General features: G+C 58.3%; 13 protein-coding genes and 3 pseudogenes. 12 read left to right on the top strand and 4 right to left on the bottom strand.

Features of this window, described 5'->3' with window-relative positions; all coding sequences use genetic code 11:
- The first annotated feature begins 6 nt into the window (after positions 1-6).
- The 11 genes from pepN (at position 7) to JOE33_RS05680 (ending at position 13,611) form a co-directional block, all read left to right on the top strand.
- Positions 7-2,673 (top strand): aminopeptidase N, encoded by a 2,667-nt coding sequence (pepN, locus tag JOE33_RS05730; RefSeq protein WP_187625285.1) that lies wholly within the window; start codon positions 7-9, stop codon positions 2,671-2,673.
- Positions 2,674-2,929: 256 nt separating this feature from the next.
- Positions 2,930-3,583 (top strand): YjfI family protein, encoded by a 654-nt coding sequence (locus JOE33_RS05725; protein ID WP_003346660.1) that lies wholly within the window; start codon positions 2,930-2,932, stop codon positions 3,581-3,583.
- A gap of 26 nt (positions 3,584-3,609) precedes the next feature.
- The gene (locus tag JOE33_RS05720; protein ID WP_003409660.1) at positions 3,610-4,317 is read left to right on the top strand and encodes a PspA/IM30 family protein; all 708 of its coding nucleotides are present in this window, start codon (positions 3,610-3,612) and stop codon (positions 4,315-4,317) included.
- A gap of 30 nt (positions 4,318-4,347) precedes the next feature.
- Complete coding sequence (locus JOE33_RS05715; protein ID WP_122528793.1) at positions 4,348-4,902, top strand: rhomboid family intramembrane serine protease; 555 nt, start codon at positions 4,348-4,350, stop codon at positions 4,900-4,902.
- 90 nt (positions 4,903-4,992) lie between these two features.
- Positions 4,993-5,658 (top strand): DUF2491 family protein, encoded by a 666-nt coding sequence (locus tag JOE33_RS05710; protein ID WP_187625284.1) that lies wholly within the window; start codon positions 4,993-4,995, stop codon positions 5,656-5,658.
- 13 nt (positions 5,659-5,671) lie between these two features.
- Complete coding sequence (locus tag JOE33_RS05705; RefSeq protein ID WP_032614232.1) at positions 5,672-6,097, top strand: DUF350 domain-containing protein; 426 nt, start codon at positions 5,672-5,674, stop codon at positions 6,095-6,097.
- A 27-nt stretch (positions 6,098-6,124) separates the two neighbouring features.
- On the top strand, positions 6,125-6,871 hold the full coding sequence (locus tag JOE33_RS05700) for a DUF1190 domain-containing protein (protein WP_054993565.1): 747 nt from the start codon (positions 6,125-6,127) through the stop codon (positions 6,869-6,871).
- Between the two features lie 11 nt (positions 6,872-6,882).
- The gene (locus JOE33_RS05695) at positions 6,883-8,040 is read left to right on the top strand and encodes a glutathionylspermidine synthase family protein (protein ID WP_187625283.1); all 1,158 of its coding nucleotides are present in this window, start codon (positions 6,883-6,885) and stop codon (positions 8,038-8,040) included.
- Positions 8,041-8,557: 517 nt separating this feature from the next.
- Positions 8,558-9,913: a DUF1329 domain-containing protein gene (locus JOE33_RS05690; protein WP_187625282.1), complete on the top strand. Its 1,356-nt coding sequence runs from the start codon at positions 8,558-8,560 to the stop codon at positions 9,911-9,913.
- A gap of 233 nt (positions 9,914-10,146) precedes the next feature.
- On the top strand, positions 10,147-11,193 hold the full coding sequence (locus JOE33_RS05685) for a YCF48-related protein (RefSeq protein ID WP_187625281.1): 1,047 nt from the start codon (positions 10,147-10,149) through the stop codon (positions 11,191-11,193).
- Positions 11,194-11,220: 27 nt separating this feature from the next.
- A complete protein-coding gene (locus JOE33_RS05680) occupies positions 11,221-13,611 on the top strand; it encodes an RND family transporter (protein WP_122693663.1) in 2,391 nt (796 codons plus the stop codon).
- Positions 13,612-13,709: 98 nt separating this feature from the next.
- Here JOE33_RS05680 and JOE33_RS25730 read toward each other — a convergent pair.
- The 3 genes and pseudogenes from JOE33_RS25730 to JOE33_RS05670 all read right to left on the bottom strand — a co-directional run.
- A pseudogene (locus tag JOE33_RS25730) lies at positions 13,710-14,149 on the bottom strand (hypothetical protein).
- Complete coding sequence (locus tag JOE33_RS05675; protein ID WP_163009641.1) at positions 14,146-14,586, bottom strand: hypothetical protein; 441 nt, start codon at positions 14,584-14,586, stop codon at positions 14,146-14,148. The pseudogene JOE33_RS25730 and the gene JOE33_RS05675 overlap by 4 nt, the downstream one beginning before the upstream one ends.
- Positions 14,583-15,131 (bottom strand): annotated as a pseudogene (locus JOE33_RS05670) (DUF6402 family protein); the annotation flags it as partial. The gene JOE33_RS05675 and the pseudogene JOE33_RS05670, both read right to left, overlap by 4 nt.
- Positions 15,132-15,196: 65 nt before the next feature.
- Between JOE33_RS05670 and JOE33_RS05665 the strand changes: the two are divergent.
- The gene (locus JOE33_RS05665; RefSeq protein WP_105223850.1) at positions 15,197-16,177 is read left to right on the top strand and encodes an IS5 family transposase; all 981 of its coding nucleotides are present in this window, start codon (positions 15,197-15,199) and stop codon (positions 16,175-16,177) included.
- A 134-nt stretch (positions 16,178-16,311) separates the two neighbouring features.
- Here the strand turns inward: JOE33_RS05665 and JOE33_RS05660 are convergent.
- Positions 16,312-16,680: pseudogene (locus tag JOE33_RS05660) on the bottom strand (DUF6402 family protein); the annotation flags it as partial.
- Position 16,681 lies beyond the last annotated feature (1 nt).

The following is a 16,681-nucleotide window of genomic DNA, read 5'->3' as shown; positions in this document are numbered from 1 at the left end:
TCCAGCATGCGCACCGAACAACCGAAAATGATCTACCTGAAGGATTACCAGGCTCCCGAGTACCTCATCGATGAGACGAACCTGACCTTCGAACTGTTCGACGACCACTCGCTGGTCCACGCGCAACTGGTCATGCGCCGCAACCCCGAGCGTGGCGCAGGCCTGCCACCGCTGGTGCTGGACGGCCAGCACCTGGAACTGGTTTCGGTCAAGCTGAGCGATGTCGAGCTGAGCGCCGCGGATTATCAGCTGACCGACGACCACCTGACCCTGCACCCACAGGCTGACAGCTTCACGGTTGACAGCACCGTACGCATCCATCCGGAATCCAACACCGCGCTGGAAGGGCTGTACAAGTCCAGCGGTATGTTCTGCACCCAGTGCGAAGCGGAAGGCTTTCGCAAGATCACCTATTACCTCGACCGTCCTGACGTGATGAGCAAGTTCACCACCACCGTCAGCGCCGACAAGCAGGGCTTCCCGATCCTGCTGTCCAACGGCAACCCGGTGGCCAGCGGCGAAGAAGAGGGTGGCCGGCACTGGGCGACGTGGGAAGACCCGTTCATGAAACCGGCCTATCTGTTTGCGCTGGTGGCTGGTGATCTGTGGTGCATCGAAGACACATTCACAACCAAGAGCCAGCGGGAAGTGATCCTGCGCATTTATGTCGAGCCGGAAAACATCGACAAGTGCCAGCACGCCATGACCAGCCTGAAGAAGTCCATGCGCTGGGATGAAGAGACCTACGGTCGCGAGTACGACCTGGACATCTTCATGATTGTCGCGGTCAACGACTTCAACATGGGCGCGATGGAGAACAAGGGCCTCAACATCTTCAACTCCAGTGCCGTGCTGGCGCGTGCCGAGACAGCGACCGATGCCGCACACCAGCGTGTCGAAGCGATCGTCGCCCACGAATACTTCCACAACTGGTCGGGCAACCGCGTGACCTGCCGTGACTGGTTCCAGCTGTCGCTCAAGGAAGGCTTCACGGTGTACCGCGACGCCGGTTTCTCGGCCGATATGAACTCGGCCACGGTCAAGCGTATTCAGGATGTTGCTTACCTGCGTACCCACCAGTTCGCCGAAGACGCAGGCCCGATGGCGCACGCCGTGCGCCCGGACAGCTTCATCGAAATCTCCAACTTCTACACCCTGACCGTGTACGAAAAGGGCTCGGAAGTGGTCGGCATGCTTCACACCCTGCTGGGGGCTGCAGGCTTCCGCAAGGGCAGTGATCTGTATTTCGAGCGCCACGATGGCCAGGCCGTGACCTGCGACGACTTCATCAAGGCTATGGAAGACGCCAATGGCGTCGATCTGACCCAGTTCAAGCGCTGGTATAGCCAGGCGGGCACGCCGCGTCTGGCGGTCAGCGAGTCGTACGACGCTGCGGCCAAGACCTACAGCCTGACTTTCCGCCAGAGCTGCCCGACTACACCAGGCCAGCCTGGCGATCAGAAGCAACCGTTCGTGATCCCGGTCGAACTGGGGCTGCTGGACAGCAAGGGCGGCGAGATTGCCCTGCGTCTGGCGAACGAAACAGCGGCGACCGGCACCACGCGGGTGTTGTCGGTTACCGAAGCCGAGCAGACGTTCACCTTCGTCGATGTCGCCGAAAAGCCGCTGCCTTCGCTGCTGCGCGGCTTCTCTGCACCGGTCAAGCTGAGCTTCCCGTATGACCGCGATCAACTGATGTTCCTGATGCAGCACGACAGCGACGGTTTCAATCGCTGGGATGCCGGGCAGCAGTTGTCGGTTCAGGTATTGCAGGAACTGATCGGCCAGCATCAGCAAGGCCAGCCACTGGTCATGGATCAGCGTCTGATCACTGCACTGGGCACCGTGCTGGCGGATGATGATCTGGATCAGGCGATGGTCGCGGAAATGCTTTCGTTGCCGGGCGAAGCCTATCTGGCCGAAATCAGCGAAGTGGCCGATGTCGATGCCATTCACGCTGCTCGCGAGTTTGCCCGTCAGCAGTTGGCAGAGGGGTTGTTCGACGGGCTGCTGGCGCGCTATCAGGCCAACCGTGAAGTGTCGAAGGTCACGCCTTATGTTGCTGAGGCCGCGCACTTCGCCCGTCGTGCGCTGCAGAACATCGCGTTGTCGTACCTGATGCTCAGCGGCAAGCCGGAGGTACTGGCAGCCACTATCGATCAGTTCGACACCAGCGACAACATGACCGAGCGCCTCACCGCGCTGGCCGTGCTGGTCAACTCGCCGTTCACTGCGGAGCGTGACAAGGCGCTCGCCGTGTTTGCCGAGAACTTCAAGAGCAATGCGCTGGTCATGGATCAGTGGTTCAGCGTCCAGGCAGCGAGCACTCTGCCGGGCGGTCTGCAGCGTGTGCAGGAACTGATGAAACACCCGGCCTTCAGCATCAGGAACCCGAACAAGGTGCGCGCCTTGATCGGTGCCTTCGCCGGTCAGAACCTGGTCAACTTCCACGCGGCAGATGGCTCCGGCTATCGTTTCCTGGCGGACCTGGTCATCGAACTGAACGCGCTGAACCCACAGATCGCCTCTCGTCAATTGGCACCACTGACCCGCTGGCGCAAATACGACAGCGCCCGTCAGGCGCTGATGAAAACCGAGCTGGAACGCATCCTCGCCTCCGGCAAGCTGTCGGCGGACGTGTATGAAGTAGTGAGCAAAAGCCTGGCTGAATAAGGGTTGCCCAGGGCCTGACAGGCACTTGTGACAAAGGCGCTGTCCGCTGCTGCGGACAGCGCTTTTTTTATGCGAAGTGTGCGTCGCCGGGCGGGTTTTGATGTGACGCGGAGCGTCACGAAATGCATTACCACGCGGAGCGTGGGAACGAGAATTGTCGTGGCTCAAAAAATCTCACATGTGATGCATATCTATCTTCAGAAACATCTGCTACGTTGCTCACCTGATCCACGGCCAGCAGCAGAGGGGAGCGCCAATGCCTCGTAAAACCCAGGGCGACAACGCAGCGGTCCCGGCCAAGGTTTCCAAGAGCTCCACCGATTACATGCGTGAAATGCGCCTGCGGCTCAAGGAGGCGGGGCTGGTGAAGCGCGAATTCTGGATCCGGCCGGAAAATGTCGATGCCCTGCGGGGTATCGAAAAAGCCTTAAGACAGCCCTTTTTGGGCGACAGAATAAAACTGGAGGACTTCATGACCGAGAATACCCACTGGACCATCAGCTCTCTGCAGAAGGCCCTCAGCGAACTGGAACTGGTGACCAACGGCAAGATCGAGCTCGACGTGACCGAGGGTGATGCCTCGGGGATCAGGCTGACCATGGCCGACTACGGCGACCTGCCGATCTACATCGCCGTGGAAGGCGAGCAGATTCTCGCCGATGCGACCTTGATCGAAGTGAACAAGATCAAGAACGTACAAGCGTTCAACGACGTTGTCCTGCGCAGCCGCGATCTGTTTCCGTTGTCGTCGGTCGGCATCGAAAAGCTGGGCGGCGGTCAGGAAGTCTACTGCCTGTTCGGCGCATTGAGTGCGGCATCGTCGCTCACGGTCGTGGTGCAGGAAATCCTCACCCTCGCGGACAACGTCATTCGCGCGGCCGATGCTTTTGAAGATCATTTCATCTACTGAACAGCGCTGTCAGGCGGAGAACATTCATGACTACAAGTATCTGGAAAAAACTGGTGACCGCTGTTCGTGGCGGCGCTTCCGAAGTGGGCGAGTCGATTGCCGACGCCAACGCCATCCGTATTCTGGACCAGGAAATCCGTGACGCCGAGAACGCGCTGGTCAAGGCCCGCGACGGGCTGATTACTATCAAGGCCAAGCACAAACTCTCGGCACAGCGCCTTGAAGAGCACGCCACCAGCATCGCCAACTGGGAAGGTCGCGCCATGCAGGCCCTGAACAAGGGTGAAGAAGCGCTGGCCGTAGAATGCGCGAACAAGATCGCCGAAATCGAAGCCTTGCGTGATCAGGAGCAGGAGCTTGCCGACCAGTTCAGCAAGCAGGTCAACCTGCTGCAGGATCAGGTGATCAAGGCCGAGTCGCGAATCAAGAGCCTCAAGCAGCAGGTCGAGATGGCCAAGGCCCGTGAAACTGTACAAAAGGCCCGCGTCGCGACGGCCACCGCAACCGGTGGTGCCAGTGGCGCCGTGGAAACTGCAGTCGGCTCGCTGGCGCGCCTCAAGCAGCGCCAGGATGAACAGGACGCCAAGCTCGAAGCCGCTGAAGAACTGGCCAGCCAGTCCAGCGGCAGCGATCTGGAGCGTCGTCTGCAGGATGCCGGAATCGGTGCCAAAAGCGGCGGTGCGCAAGATGTTCTGGCGCGCCTGAAAGCCAAAAATCAGACGCCGGCTCAGTAAGCGCTGCAACAAGGCAGGCGAGGGTGGTTAATGGCGTTTTCCCGACGACTCAAGGTCATCCTCGTCCTGTCGGCCGTGTTGATTGCGGTACAGGCAATCAACTCGATCACCGGCAACAGTCTGGTCCATTTCGGTATCATGCCGCGCAGCCTCACCGGGTTGCGCGGCATTGTGTTTGCCCCTTTTCTGCATGGGTCGATTCAGCACTTGCTCAGCAATCTGTTGCCGTTCATTGTGCTGAGCTGGCTGGTGGCGACCGAGGGTGTCAGGCGTTATGCGTGGGTTGCCGGGCTGGTCTGCCTGCTGGGCGGGCTGCTGGTCTGGAGCTTCGGTCGCAGCAATATCCATGTCGGCGCAAGCGGTCTGATTTTTGGTTTGTGGGCTTATCTGCTGGCACGTGCGTGGTATCAGCGCAGTATCGCCAGCGTGATGATCGCGCTGCTGGTACTGGCCGCTTACAGCGGGCTGGTATTCGGCTTCGTTCCGGTGGCCGGCGTGTCGTTTGAGTCACATATCGCTGGTGCACTCGCGGGCGTTTGTGTGGCCTGGCTGATGCATTCCAAGGCATTGCTGGCGGAGAACTGAGCCATTCGCGCGCAGGCAGTGCGCCTGTTGCGCCTGTTGCGCTTGAAGAGCGTTATATATCGTCACCCGTCGACTGCAAGGAAATGGATTATGAGTTGGTTCAAAAGGGCCATGGGCCTGGAAGCCCCCAAGGCATCAGGCCGGGACGGCGCACAACCGGTCAGCACGGTCTGTCCGTTGGGGCTGGCGTCCGGACGGATGCTGTGCCTGGACAGTTCACTGAAGCTGTTGCTCGACGGTCACTCGGAAGTGGTCGTCCCGGGCGATGAAAAGGTCTGGTCCGTAGGGCATATCGATCTTGGTCAGTCCATGGCGCTGCATCGTTTTTACCTCGATAACGAGGACTACTTTCTGCAAGTGGTCAGCGACGGCCCCACCCCGGAAGACGTGCAGGACATCATCCTGTTCGGCTACTACAGCGCCGAGCCGATCACCAGCAAGGATGAATTGCTGCGCCTGACCGGCCCGTCGTCGAAGATCGGCCTGCCGACCTACGAGCACGACGGTGAGGTCTTCGAGCGGCAATGGGGGACTTCACCCGGTCAGACCGAACTGACGCCACTCGATGAAGACATCGTCAGTCCTGACGCGACTTATCGCGTCAAGCACCTGAGCATGCTGTACGCCCGCGAAACGGGACTGATCAACCGCCGTGAGTTTCTGCTGTTTTCCGTAGAGGAAGACGAGGAGGGCAGCATCACGCTCACCACGGCGGTCGGCATAACGCTGCAATCCACTGATATCAACGTTCTTTGACAAGGAAATCCTCATGATCGACGCGCTGCGTATGTCGCTCAATGCCACCGCTGTGTTCGGCTTCGTCATGTACATCCTGGTGGCAGCGATTCTGTTCGCGCTGTTCCAGTTCATTTACAGCCGGATCACGCCACACAAGGAATTTGCGCTGATTCGCGAGAACAACAGCGCCGCCGCGCTGGCGTTGGGTGGTTCGCTGATCGGTTTCGCGCTGCCGGCCAGTAACATCATCAGCTACAGCATCAGCATTCTGGACGTGATCGTCTGGGCAGTGATTGCCGCCGTTGTGCAACTGCTGGCGTTCGGCGTTACCAGCCTGGTGCTCAAGGGCCTGTCGACGCGTATCGCCAAGGGCGAAATGGCAGCAGCCATCTATTCGGCCAGCGTCGCGATCAGCGTCGGTCTTCTCAACGCAGCCTGCATGACCCCGTCGGTCTGACGGCAGCCTTGAACAAGGAGACTCACGATGAGACGTAGTTCAGTAAAACTGGTGCTCGCCGGCGCGCTGCCGCTGGCCCTTGCCGGGTGCGGTCCGTCCGAGCAGAAGGATACCGTCAACGCCAAGGCCAACTTCAGTTCGGTGCAGGAGTGCGTCGACGCCAAGGTGCCGGTGAATGTCTGTTCGGATGCCTACATGCAGGCGTTGTCCGATCATCGCCGCATTGCGCCGACTTATGATGACAAGGCGTCCTGCGACGCGGACTTCGTCCCGGATTATTGCCAGGTCACCTCTGACGGCAAGTACATACCCAAGCTCGGCGGCTTCGAACTGGGCTTTTCCGGACAAGTGCCGAAAGAGGCACTGGACCGGGCCAATCAGGAAGTCAGCCAGTCTGCTCCGGCAGGCATGAGTGGCACCACCGGTCTGATGGCCGGGCTGCTGATCGGCAATCTGCTCAGCAACGGCTTCGGTAATAACCGCTACTACTCGCAGCCCATCTACCAGACGCGCGATGGCCGGGGTGGTTATTACAGCTCGTCCCTGCCCAGTCAGATCGATCGCGGCAAGACCTTCGGGCGCTCGACCCAGGCGCAATCCAGCCCGGATCGCAGCTACGGCAAGAGCACCCTGGGGCGCAACCTGGGCAGCTCGGGGGCCGGCTCGTCTTCGGTGTCATCGACCATCTCGCGCGGCGGCTTCGGCAGCCAGGCCTCGGCGCGCAGTGGCTGGGGTGGCAAGAGCAGCGGTGGCAGCAGCAGTTTCGGAGGCTGACGGTTCGCGGCATGAAAAAGATCAGCATCGAGGAACGTCCGGACTGGCGTTCGACCGCCGAACGTGAAGGGTTCAACTTTCACACCATCGACGGTGAGCGTTACTGGGATGAGCGCGGGTATTACCTGTTCAGCGAACAGCAGATTACCCGCGATCTTGAAGCGCCCACTCAGGAGCTTCACCTGATGTGCATGGACGCTGTGGCGCGAGTGGTGGACAGCGAAGCGCTGCTCCATCAACTGGCGATTCCGGAAGCGTTCTTCGACGTGATCCAGACCTCATGGAAGGAGGGACATCCGCATCTTTACGGGCGCTTCGATTTTGCCTACGACGGTACGGGCCCGGCGAAGATGTACGAAATCAATGCCGATACGCCGACCAGTCTGATGGAAGCCGGCGCGGTGCAACTGCTCTGGCTGGAAGAGCAGATGGCGCGCGGCGTGTTGCCTGCGCATGCCACCCAGTTCAACTCGATTGCCGAGGACCTGGTCAGGGCCTTTGCCGAGTTTCCCGGTACGACTCCGTTCTACTTTTCGGCGATGTCCGGTTCCGTCGAAGACCGTGGCACCACCGATTTTCTGCGGCGCATGGCGGCACACGTCGGCATCGATGCGAGGCACATCGATATCGAAGACATCGGGCTCAGCGCTGACGGGCGTTTTGTCGACCTGGACGGGCTCTGGATCGAGCGCTTGTTCAAGCTGCACGCGTGGGAGCACATCTTTCACGAGGAATTCGGCCAGCACGTGGCAGCCAGTGGTACCCAGTTTGTCGAACCCGCGTGGAAGGCAATTCTCAGCAACAAGGGAATCCTGCCGCTGTTGTGGCAGTTCAACGAAGGCCATCCGAACCTGCTGCCTGCACACGTCGACCGGGACCCGAGCAAAGCGGTCCCCAAAGGCTGGGTGCGCAAACCGTACTTTTCCCGTGAGGGCGCTAACATTGAAATGCGCACGCCCGGCGATGAGGTGATCTCGGTCGATGGGCCCTATACCGATGCGCCCTACATTCTGCAGGCGTACTCGCCGCTCCCGCGATTTGGCGACAGCTACACGCTGATCGGCTCCTGGGTCATCGGCGATCTTGCGTCCGGGATCGGTATTCGTGAAGACGACAGCCTGATTACCAAGGACACCAGTCGCTTCCTGCCACACGTCGTCATCGACTGAGCCCTGCCTGTCGTCACCCGGTGTTACTGGCTTCGAGCACGTAACACTCTTGTTGTTACCACGCGTTCATATCCCCCGCTAATAAACAGTCATAACGAGTTGTCTTGTGAGTGGGGTGTCTGACAATCAAACAGAGTGTGTCGTTGTTTTTTATTCTGGTCATCACGCGGGCGCACGACGTTTCAAATCTGTATCTTATATAAGTTGCGATCTGTTCTTTATGGCCTGTTGGCATTCACGTTGCATTACTGTGGGCGATTCCGGGTGCCTGTTCCATTGGTGTTTAACAGCGTGTTGTCCATTCTTCTTATTCTGTGAAGTTTCCTACAGACGTATACCCGATAAATAACCTGTTCGCGATAAGAATACGTGAGCAACTCTGTTTGCCTGTTAAACACACGGTTATTGGCCAATCGTCAATAACCGTGTCGCCCTTACAATATGCCGTTTACACGGAACTATTCCCGGCCTGGACGCCAGACACGCGTCCCGACGTGGCCATGCAAGGAGAGCCCACATGCTCATGAAACAACGGCTGGGCGGCGCGCTGACGCTGCTGTTCGCGATCAACACCTGCCAGGCAGTCGATACCACGTTGCTCGGGAGCCGTTTGACCCCGCTGGGAGGCGAGAGGGCAGGTAATGCCACGGGGACCATTCCGCCCTGGACGGGCGGGATCACCCGGCCCCCGCCCGGATACAAGGGCTCGGGTACTCGGCATGTCGATCCGTATGCCGCTGACAAGCCCTTGTTCACCATCACCCACGCCAATATGCAGCACTACCGCACGCACCTGACGCCTGGGCAAGTAGCGATGTTCGAAGCCTATCCCGACAGCTACCGTATGCCGGTATACCCGACCCGGCGTTCCGGATCGGCGCCGCAATGGGTGTACGACAACACCCGCCGCAATGCGCAGAAAGCCAGATTGATCGGCGGCGGCAATGGTTTTGTCGATGCCTACGGCGGCATTCCATTTCCCCTTCCGGAAAAGGGTATTCAGGCCGTGTGGAATCACATCGCCCGGTATCGCGGCCATTACGCGGTGCGGCGCACTTCGGAAGTCGCGATACAGCGCGACGGCAATTTCAAGCTGAACACTTCGCGTCAGGAAGTGCTGTTTCGCTTCTACGATCCAGCGGGCAGCTTTGCCAGTCTGGATAACGTGCTGTTCTATTACCTGTCGTTTATCCAGTGCCCGACGCGCATGGCCGGTTCTGCCGTGCTGGTCCATGAAACACTGGACCAGATCCAGGAGCCCCGGCAGGCGTGGACCTACAGTGCGCGGCAACGTCGGGTCCGCCGGGCGCCGAGCCTGGCCTACGACATGCCGATCCCGGCCTCTGAAGGATTGCGCACGGCCGACGACACCGACATGTTCAACGGCTCGCCGGATCGTTACGACTGGACGTTACTGGGCAAACGCGAGATTTATATTCCCTACAACAACTATCGGATTTCCAGCCCCGACATTACCTATCGGCAATTATTGCAGGTGGGTCATCTCAACCCGGCCTATACGCGCCATGAGTTGCATCGTGTATGGGTGGTGGAGGGCACGCTCAAACCGACCGCGCGTCATGTCTATTCAAGACGCACGCTGTACCTGGACGAGGACAGTTGGCAGGCTGCAATCGTCGATCAGTACGATGCTCGGGGGCAGTTGTGGCGGGTTTCCATGGCGTACCTGAAGAACTATTACGAACTGCCGACGACCTGGTCCGCACTGGACGTTTTCCATGACTTGCAGGCGCGGCGTTATCACGTACAGAACCTCGACAATCAGGAGCCTGGCACCAGTGATTTCTCTCAGCCGGTGCCCAGCGTGAATGCTTTCAAACCAGCGGCCTTGCGGCGCAGGAGCATTCGCTGACAGGCGTCTGGTCAGGCTGCCCGATCAACCGTCGTGATGATTCATCAATCACATTCAGCGCGCTTAACAAAAGATAACGACATGTCGATTGTCAGGCATTTGCAAAGCTGCCTAGGATGGCTGAGTTTCCAGACAGGTAACGCCCTACCGCTGCGGGCGTCGGCATCGACAAGAACGGTCCGGCACCGGCACCCGATAACAGCCACCTGATAATAATAAGAGCGGAAAAGTCCATGCGTGAGTCTTTCCATCGTCGCACCCGGTTATGCGCGGTCATGTCCCTGGCAGTTGTTTCGTCATCTTTTTTTGCGCTGCCAGCCACGGCCGGGGCCGAGCCGGTATCTACTGCCGCAGCTGCAGACACTCCCGTTTACGCCATCGAGTCGGCCAAGGCCTCACGCACGTTGCTGCTGGACGTCGCCCATGCGGGTGCGCGGCTGGTCGTGGTGGGTGACCATGGGCATATTCTGCTTTCCGATGATCAGGGCAAGACCTGGAGTCAGGCCCGCGTGCCTACCCGCCAGTTGTTGACGGCCGTATTTTTTGTGGATGAACAGCATGGCTGGGCGGTCGGTCACGACGCCCAAGTACTGGCCAGTAGCGATGGCGGCAAGAGCTGGAACAAGCAGTTCGAGGACTTGAAGCGCGAGGCTCCGCTGCTGGATGTCTGGTTCAAGGACCTCGACAACGGCTTGGCCATCGGTGCCTACGGCCTGCTGCTGAGCACGGCCGATGGCGGGCAGCACTGGGAAGATGTCAGCGACCGGCTGGACAACGAGGACCAGTACCACCTGAACGGCATCGCTCAGGTCAAGGACGCCGGCCTGTTCATTGTCGGCGAAGCGGGCAGCATGTTTCGCTCCCGTGACGAGGGGCAGACCTGGGAGAAAATCGACGGTCCGTACCAAGGCTCGTTATTCGGCGTGATCGGCACGGCTCAGCCGTCCACGCTGCTGGCCTATGGTCTGCGCGGCAATCTGTTTCGCTCCAGCGATTTTGGTGACAGCTGGCAACCGATCGAACTGAAGGGCGCGCGCGGGCCGCTCGAGTTCGGTCTGGCCAGCGCCACGCTGCTGGCCGATGACTCGCTGGTGCTGGTCGGCAATGGCGGCAGTGTCATGCGCAGCACCGATAACGGTGAAACATTCGCGGTCTTCAATCGACCTGATCGCATCTCGCTGGCCGGGGTCACCGGCAACCCTCAGGGCAATCTGATTCTGGTAGGACAGGGCGGCGTTCGCCTCACCTCGCCGACGGGCGCCGATACGACCCAACAATAAGACCTTTCAGGGCGGGGATATTCAGGCATGAGCACGCACCAACACGCGCAAGATTCGGATGAAAAGGCAACCTTCCTTGAACGCCTGATTTTCAACCATCGCCCGGCAGTGATCATCCTCTGCCTGCTGGCCAGCCTCTTTCTGTTCTGGCAAGCCACGCAGGTGCGGCCTTCCACCAGTTTCGAGAAGATGATCCCGCTGTCTCATCCGTTCATTCAGAACATGCTCAAGCATCGCAACGACCTGGCGAACCTTGGCAATACGGTGCGCATCTCGGTCGAGGCGGTGGACGGCGACATCTTCTCCAAAGACTACATGGAGACCCTGCGCCAGATCAGCGACGAGGTGTTTTACATCCCCGGCGTGGACCGCTCCGGGCTCAAGTCGCTGTGGAGCCCCAGCGTGCGCTGGACCGAAGTCACGGAGGAGGGCTTTGCGGGAGGCGAGGTGATACCGCAGAGTTACGACGGCTCGGACGCCAGTCTGGACCAGTTGCGCAATAACGTGCTCAAGTCCGGGCAGGTCGGGCGTCTGGTTGCCAACGATTTCAGGTCGAGCATCATCGACGTTCCGCTGCAGGAGTTTTACCCGGACCCGGCAGACCAGGGCAGGTTACTGGCGCTGGACTATCAGCAATTCTCCCACCAGCTCGAAGAAAAGATCCGCGACAAGTATCAGGCGCAAAACCCCGACATCAGGATTCACATCGTCGGCTTCGCCAAGAAAGTCGGCGATCTGATCGATGGCCTGTTCATGGTGGTGATGTTCTTCGGCATCGCCTTTCTGATCACGCTGGTGCTGCTGATCTGGTTTACCCGGTGTATCCGCAGCACGGTGGCGGTACTGAGCACCACGCTGATTGCGGTGATCTGGCAATTGGGGCTGATGCATGTGGTCGGCTTCGGTATCGACCCTTATTCGATGCTGGTGCCGTTTCTGATCTTCGCCATCGGCATCTCCCACGGTGTCCAGAAGATCAACGGTATTGCCCTGCAATCCAGCGAGGCCGACAACGCCCTGACCGCTGCACGGCGGACGTTTCGTCAGCTGTTTCTACCCGGCATGATCGCGATTCTGGCCGATGCGGTGGGCTTCATCACGCTGCTGATTATCGACATCGGGGTGATCCGCGAGCTGGCCATCGGTGCTTCCATTGGTGTGGCGGTGATCGTGTTCACCAACCTGATCCTGCTGCCGGTAGCGATTTCCTACGTGGGTATCAGCAAAAAGGCCGTGAGCCGCAGCAAGCAGGATGCGGTCTCCGAGCATCCTTTCTGGCGATTGCTGGCGAACTTTGCCAGCGCCAGAGTCGCGCCGGTTTCACTTGTGCTGGCGCTGCTGGCCTTCGGTGGCGGGCTCTGGTACAGCCAGAACCTGAAGATAGGCGATCTGGATCAGGGCGCGCCAGAACTGCGCCCCGACTCGCGTTACAACCAGGACAACGCGTTCATCATCAATCATTACTCGACCAGTTCCGATGTGCTGGTGGTCATGGTCAAGACAGCCCCAGAGGGGTGCTCGGCGTATTCGACCCTGTCAGCGATCAACGAGCTGGCCTGGAGGATGGAAAACACTCAGGGCGTGCAGTCGGCCATTTCGCTGGTGACGGTGTCGAGACAGATGATCAAGGGCATGAACGAGGGCAACCTGAAATGGGAGAGCCTGTCGCGTAACAAGGACGTGCTGAACAACTCCATCGCCCGCGCCGACGGTCTGTACAACACCGATTGTTCGTTGGCGCCGCTGCTGGTGTTCCTTAACGACCATAAAGCCGAAACCCTCGACCGGGCGGTGCATGCAGTGCAGGACTTCGCCAAACAGAACGACACGCCGGACCTGCAATTTCTGCTGGCTGCCGGCAACGCCGGCATCGAGGCCGCGACCAACGAAGTGATCAGGCAGTCCGAGCTGGTGATTCTGGTGCTGGTCTACCTCTGCGTGGCAGCGATGTGCATGATCACCTTCCGCTCATGGGCAGCCACCCTGTGCATCGTCCTGCCGCTGGTGTTGACCTCGGTGCTCGGTAACGCCCTGATGGCCTTCATGGGGATCGGCGTCAAGGTCGCAACCCTGCCGGTGGTGGCGCTGGGCGTGGGCATCGGCGTCGATTACGGCATCTACATCTACAGCCGTCTGGAAAGCTTCCTGCGCGCCGGCCTGCCGTTGCAGGAGGCCTACTATGAAACCCTCAAATCCACCGGCAAGGCCGTGCTGTTCACCGGCCTGTGTCTGGCCATCGGTGTGTGCACCTGGATCTTCTCGGCGATCAAGTTCCAGGCCGACATGGGCCTGATGCTGACCTTCATGCTGCTGTGGAACATGTTCGGCGCACTATGGCTGCTGCCCGCGCTGGCGCGGTTTCTGATCAAACCGGAGAAAATGGCGGGGAAGGTGGGGAATTCGTTGTTTTCGCATTGAGGCTGTGGCGGCCTGTAACTCGGTGTCCTAGTCACTATCGTGCCAATGCGTAGCGTTGGAACGATCATTTAAAAATGTCCAGCATCGTAATGCTCTCGTTATTGAGGGTTCACGCGAGCAGGGTGATCATTCATGCAGTCAGGGATATTGGGGCCAATTGAGATCATTCCAGCCGATACCTCACCCGATCCGTCTCCCCAGTCCAGCGGTCCGCTCGCTGACGCCAGATCGTAAACCTCGGTCTCTGGAATCAACTCTCCAGTGCGATGATCGTAGAGCCGAAAAAACGCAGGGTATTCCCACCAGGGTAGCCACCTTCTTGGGACCTCACTATCCGGATGCGGCATCGAATGAAACATCATCGGAAGAACCCAGAATGGTTTGAACAGCTCTACTCGGTAACAGCCTCCAGGGCTTATGTCAGGTTCGCCAGAGCGTTCCGCTAATCCTTTTCCCACCATTCCGATGCGTTCCAGAGACTGCCTGCGATAGTTATGTAGGCCAGAAAAAATACCCAGCGTCCCGATGCCACTTTCATTGAGGCTTTACGCGAGTAGGGCGATCACCCATGCAATCAGGGAGATTGGGGCCAATTAAGATCAAACCGGACATTACCACTCCCGATCCACTTCCCCACGACAGTTTATCGCCCGCTGATTCCAGATCGTAAATCTTCGTCTCTGAAATCAATACGCCAGTGCGGTGATCGTAAAGTCGAAAAAACGCCGGGTAGCCCCACCAGGGAAACCACGTGGGTGGTTGATCTTCGTTGGGATCGGATTCTCGATGAAACATCATAGGTAAGACCCAAAATGGTTTAAATATATCTACTCGATAACATCCACCCGGACTTACATGCGGGCCGCTCGATTTTTCAGCCAGTCCTTTTTCCCACCATTCAGAAGCGATCCAGAGACCGCCTGCGATGATGACGTATGACAAAAAAAATACTATTGTGCGAGATGATTTTTTCATAGCCATGTTCCTAGCTCAATGATTTGATCGGATTTCTTCCACATGATGTCCGAATAAATTATGAAGTCGCCCCCTTTGATTTGTTCTACACGATAGTTTCGAAAGTTTGCGTTTGTGATTGCAGCAAAGGGCCCATCTTTCAATCTGATTATCAAGTTTCCTTGAGGGTGCAAGGTTATGAGTGTTTCCGATTTGGTGAGTACGCGATCTTCTGTCCATGTGCCCAAGTATTGTATGCCATTGAAGTCGTAATGATCTCGGATATAAAGACCTACATGCTCAACTTGAAAGTAGTGTTGACGATGTTGGGTGCCAGAAATTTCCTTGCTGAAGGTTTTTCCTGTTACACCTACTTTCATCGTTGCAAAGCCCAATGCTCCGTACATATCATCCAGCGTGCTCCATGCACTACCGAATTTAGCGAAGTTTACTTGAGCACAAGCGTCCATTTGTCTGGCGGACACCGTGTTTGAACCCAGTTGGCAGTCAATGTGATCACGCCAGCCAGCTTCTTTTAGCAGTTCTTTCAATCGATTGACGGCGTTAGGGAATCTCCGAACAAGTCTTCAAATGTGCTGAAATACGCCTGACCACCTGATCCGAGCCGCCCATGAGCCAGATGAGCTTTTCCGATTTCGAATATGCCGGTAAGCGCAAGCAGACACGCCGCGAACGCTTCCTCGCCGAGATGGATCAGGTCGTGCCCTGGACAGGTCTACTGGGCCTGATCGAACCGTTCTACCCCAAGGCCGGCGGAGGCAGAAAACCTTATCCTCTGGAAACCATGCTGCGCATTCATCTGCTGCAGAACTGGTTCTCCCTGAGCGACCCGGCCATGGAAGAAGCGCTCTACGAAATCACGCCCATGCGCCAGTTTGCACGCCTGACCTTGAGCGCCCCGATACCTGAAGACACCACGATCATGAACTTCCGGCACCTGCTGGAAAAGCATCAACTGGCCCCTGCGATCCTCGCGGTCATCAACGGTTATCTGCAAGAGAAAGGCCTGTCCCTGCGCCAGGGCACCATCGTCGATGCCACCATCATTCATGCCCCTTGCTCGACCAAGAACGAGGAAGGAAAGCGTGATCCCGAGATGCATCAGACGAAGAAAGGTAACCAATACTTCTTCGGGATGAAGGCGCATATCGGCGCCGATGCGGAGTCGGGCCTGGTTCATCATGTTCATGGCACTGCGGCCAATGTGGCCGATGTCACGCAGGTCGCCGAACTGCTCCACGGCGAAGAAAACGCGGTGTATGCAGACGCGGGATACACCGGTGTCGAGAAGCGTGAAGAGCATGAAAATCGTGAGGTCATCTGGCAAATCGCTGCGCGGCGCAGCACGTATTCCAGGCTCAATAAACGCAGCGTGCTCTACAAGGCCAAGCGCAAGATCGAGTACTGCAAAGCTCAGACACGGGCCAAGGTCGAGCATCCGTTTCGCGTAATCAAGCGTCAGTTTGGCTACGTGAAAGTGCGCTTTCGTGGGCTGATGAAAAACACAGCTCAGCTGACCACGCTGTTCGCCCTGTCGAATCTGTGGATGGCTCGAAAACAGCTGATGGGTATGGGTGAGTTGCGCGTTTAACACGGAAAACCGGGCGGAAACGCCCTCAACGCGCGCTGCATCAGGCCATTTTCAGCAAATAGCGCTGGGTGCCGGGCAAATTGCGACTCGCCGCCGCTGCGCAGCAAGTTGATCGGAGCATCCTTAGCTGTGTTCAATCTTGACTCAGCCACCTCAACAGCCTGCCTGCATCGCTCAAACTGCATTGCCCATTCCATCTTCACGATGCTTTCATCGCACTGCGCGGGAGACAGGCTCATTGGGTCTGGCTGCGTTTCTCGCTCCTTCCACTCCTCCGGCATCTCCCACGCTGGACTGTCAAACCATCGCTGCATCAGCGCTGCCGCCGTATTCCAACCCATGTTGCGCATGGCTCCGGGGATGCGAGAGAGGGCCAGGCTTTGAATAATGACTTCTTTGGCCGGGGTGTCTGTCGGGGCGTAGGTGTGTGAGGCGCCTTGGGGCAACGCGAAGTAGGTGTCGGGGCCCAAGGCGTTGGTGCGCTGGAAATCGTTCAGAGACATC

It is taken from the genome of Pseudomonas sp. PvP027 (assembly GCF_017833005.1).
GTDB lineage: Bacteria > Pseudomonadota > Gammaproteobacteria > Pseudomonadales > Pseudomonadaceae > Aquipseudomonas > Aquipseudomonas congelans.
The sequence above is the reverse complement of the archived record's forward strand: the minus strand, read 5'-3'. Positions and strand labels throughout refer to the sequence as shown.

Coding starts and splice junctions, on each gene's coding strand:
- pepN (WP_187625285.1), top strand. CDS start 7: ATGCGCACCGAACAACCGAAAATGATCTACCTGAAGGATTACCAGGCT.
- JOE33_RS05725 (WP_003346660.1), top strand. CDS start 2,930: ATGCCTCGTAAAACCCAGGGCGACAACGCAGCGGTCCCGGCCAAGGTT.
- JOE33_RS05720 (WP_003409660.1), top strand. CDS start 3,610: ATGACTACAAGTATCTGGAAAAAACTGGTGACCGCTGTTCGTGGCGGC.
- JOE33_RS05715 (WP_122528793.1), top strand. CDS start 4,348: ATGGCGTTTTCCCGACGACTCAAGGTCATCCTCGTCCTGTCGGCCGTG.
- JOE33_RS05710 (WP_187625284.1), top strand. CDS start 4,993: ATGAGTTGGTTCAAAAGGGCCATGGGCCTGGAAGCCCCCAAGGCATCA.
- JOE33_RS05705 (WP_032614232.1), top strand. CDS start 5,672: ATGATCGACGCGCTGCGTATGTCGCTCAATGCCACCGCTGTGTTCGGC.
- JOE33_RS05700 (WP_054993565.1), top strand. CDS start 6,125: ATGAGACGTAGTTCAGTAAAACTGGTGCTCGCCGGCGCGCTGCCGCTG.
- JOE33_RS05695 (WP_187625283.1), top strand. CDS start 6,883: ATGAAAAAGATCAGCATCGAGGAACGTCCGGACTGGCGTTCGACCGCC.
- JOE33_RS05690 (WP_187625282.1), top strand. CDS start 8,558: ATGCTCATGAAACAACGGCTGGGCGGCGCGCTGACGCTGCTGTTCGCG.
- JOE33_RS05685 (WP_187625281.1), top strand. CDS start 10,147: ATGCGTGAGTCTTTCCATCGTCGCACCCGGTTATGCGCGGTCATGTCC.
- JOE33_RS05680 (WP_122693663.1), top strand. CDS start 11,221: ATGAGCACGCACCAACACGCGCAAGATTCGGATGAAAAGGCAACCTTC.
- JOE33_RS05675 (WP_163009641.1), bottom strand. CDS start 14,586: ATGAAAAAATCATCTCGCACAATAGTATTTTTTTTGTCATACGTCATC.
- JOE33_RS05665 (WP_105223850.1), top strand. CDS start 15,197: ATGAGCCAGATGAGCTTTTCCGATTTCGAATATGCCGGTAAGCGCAAG.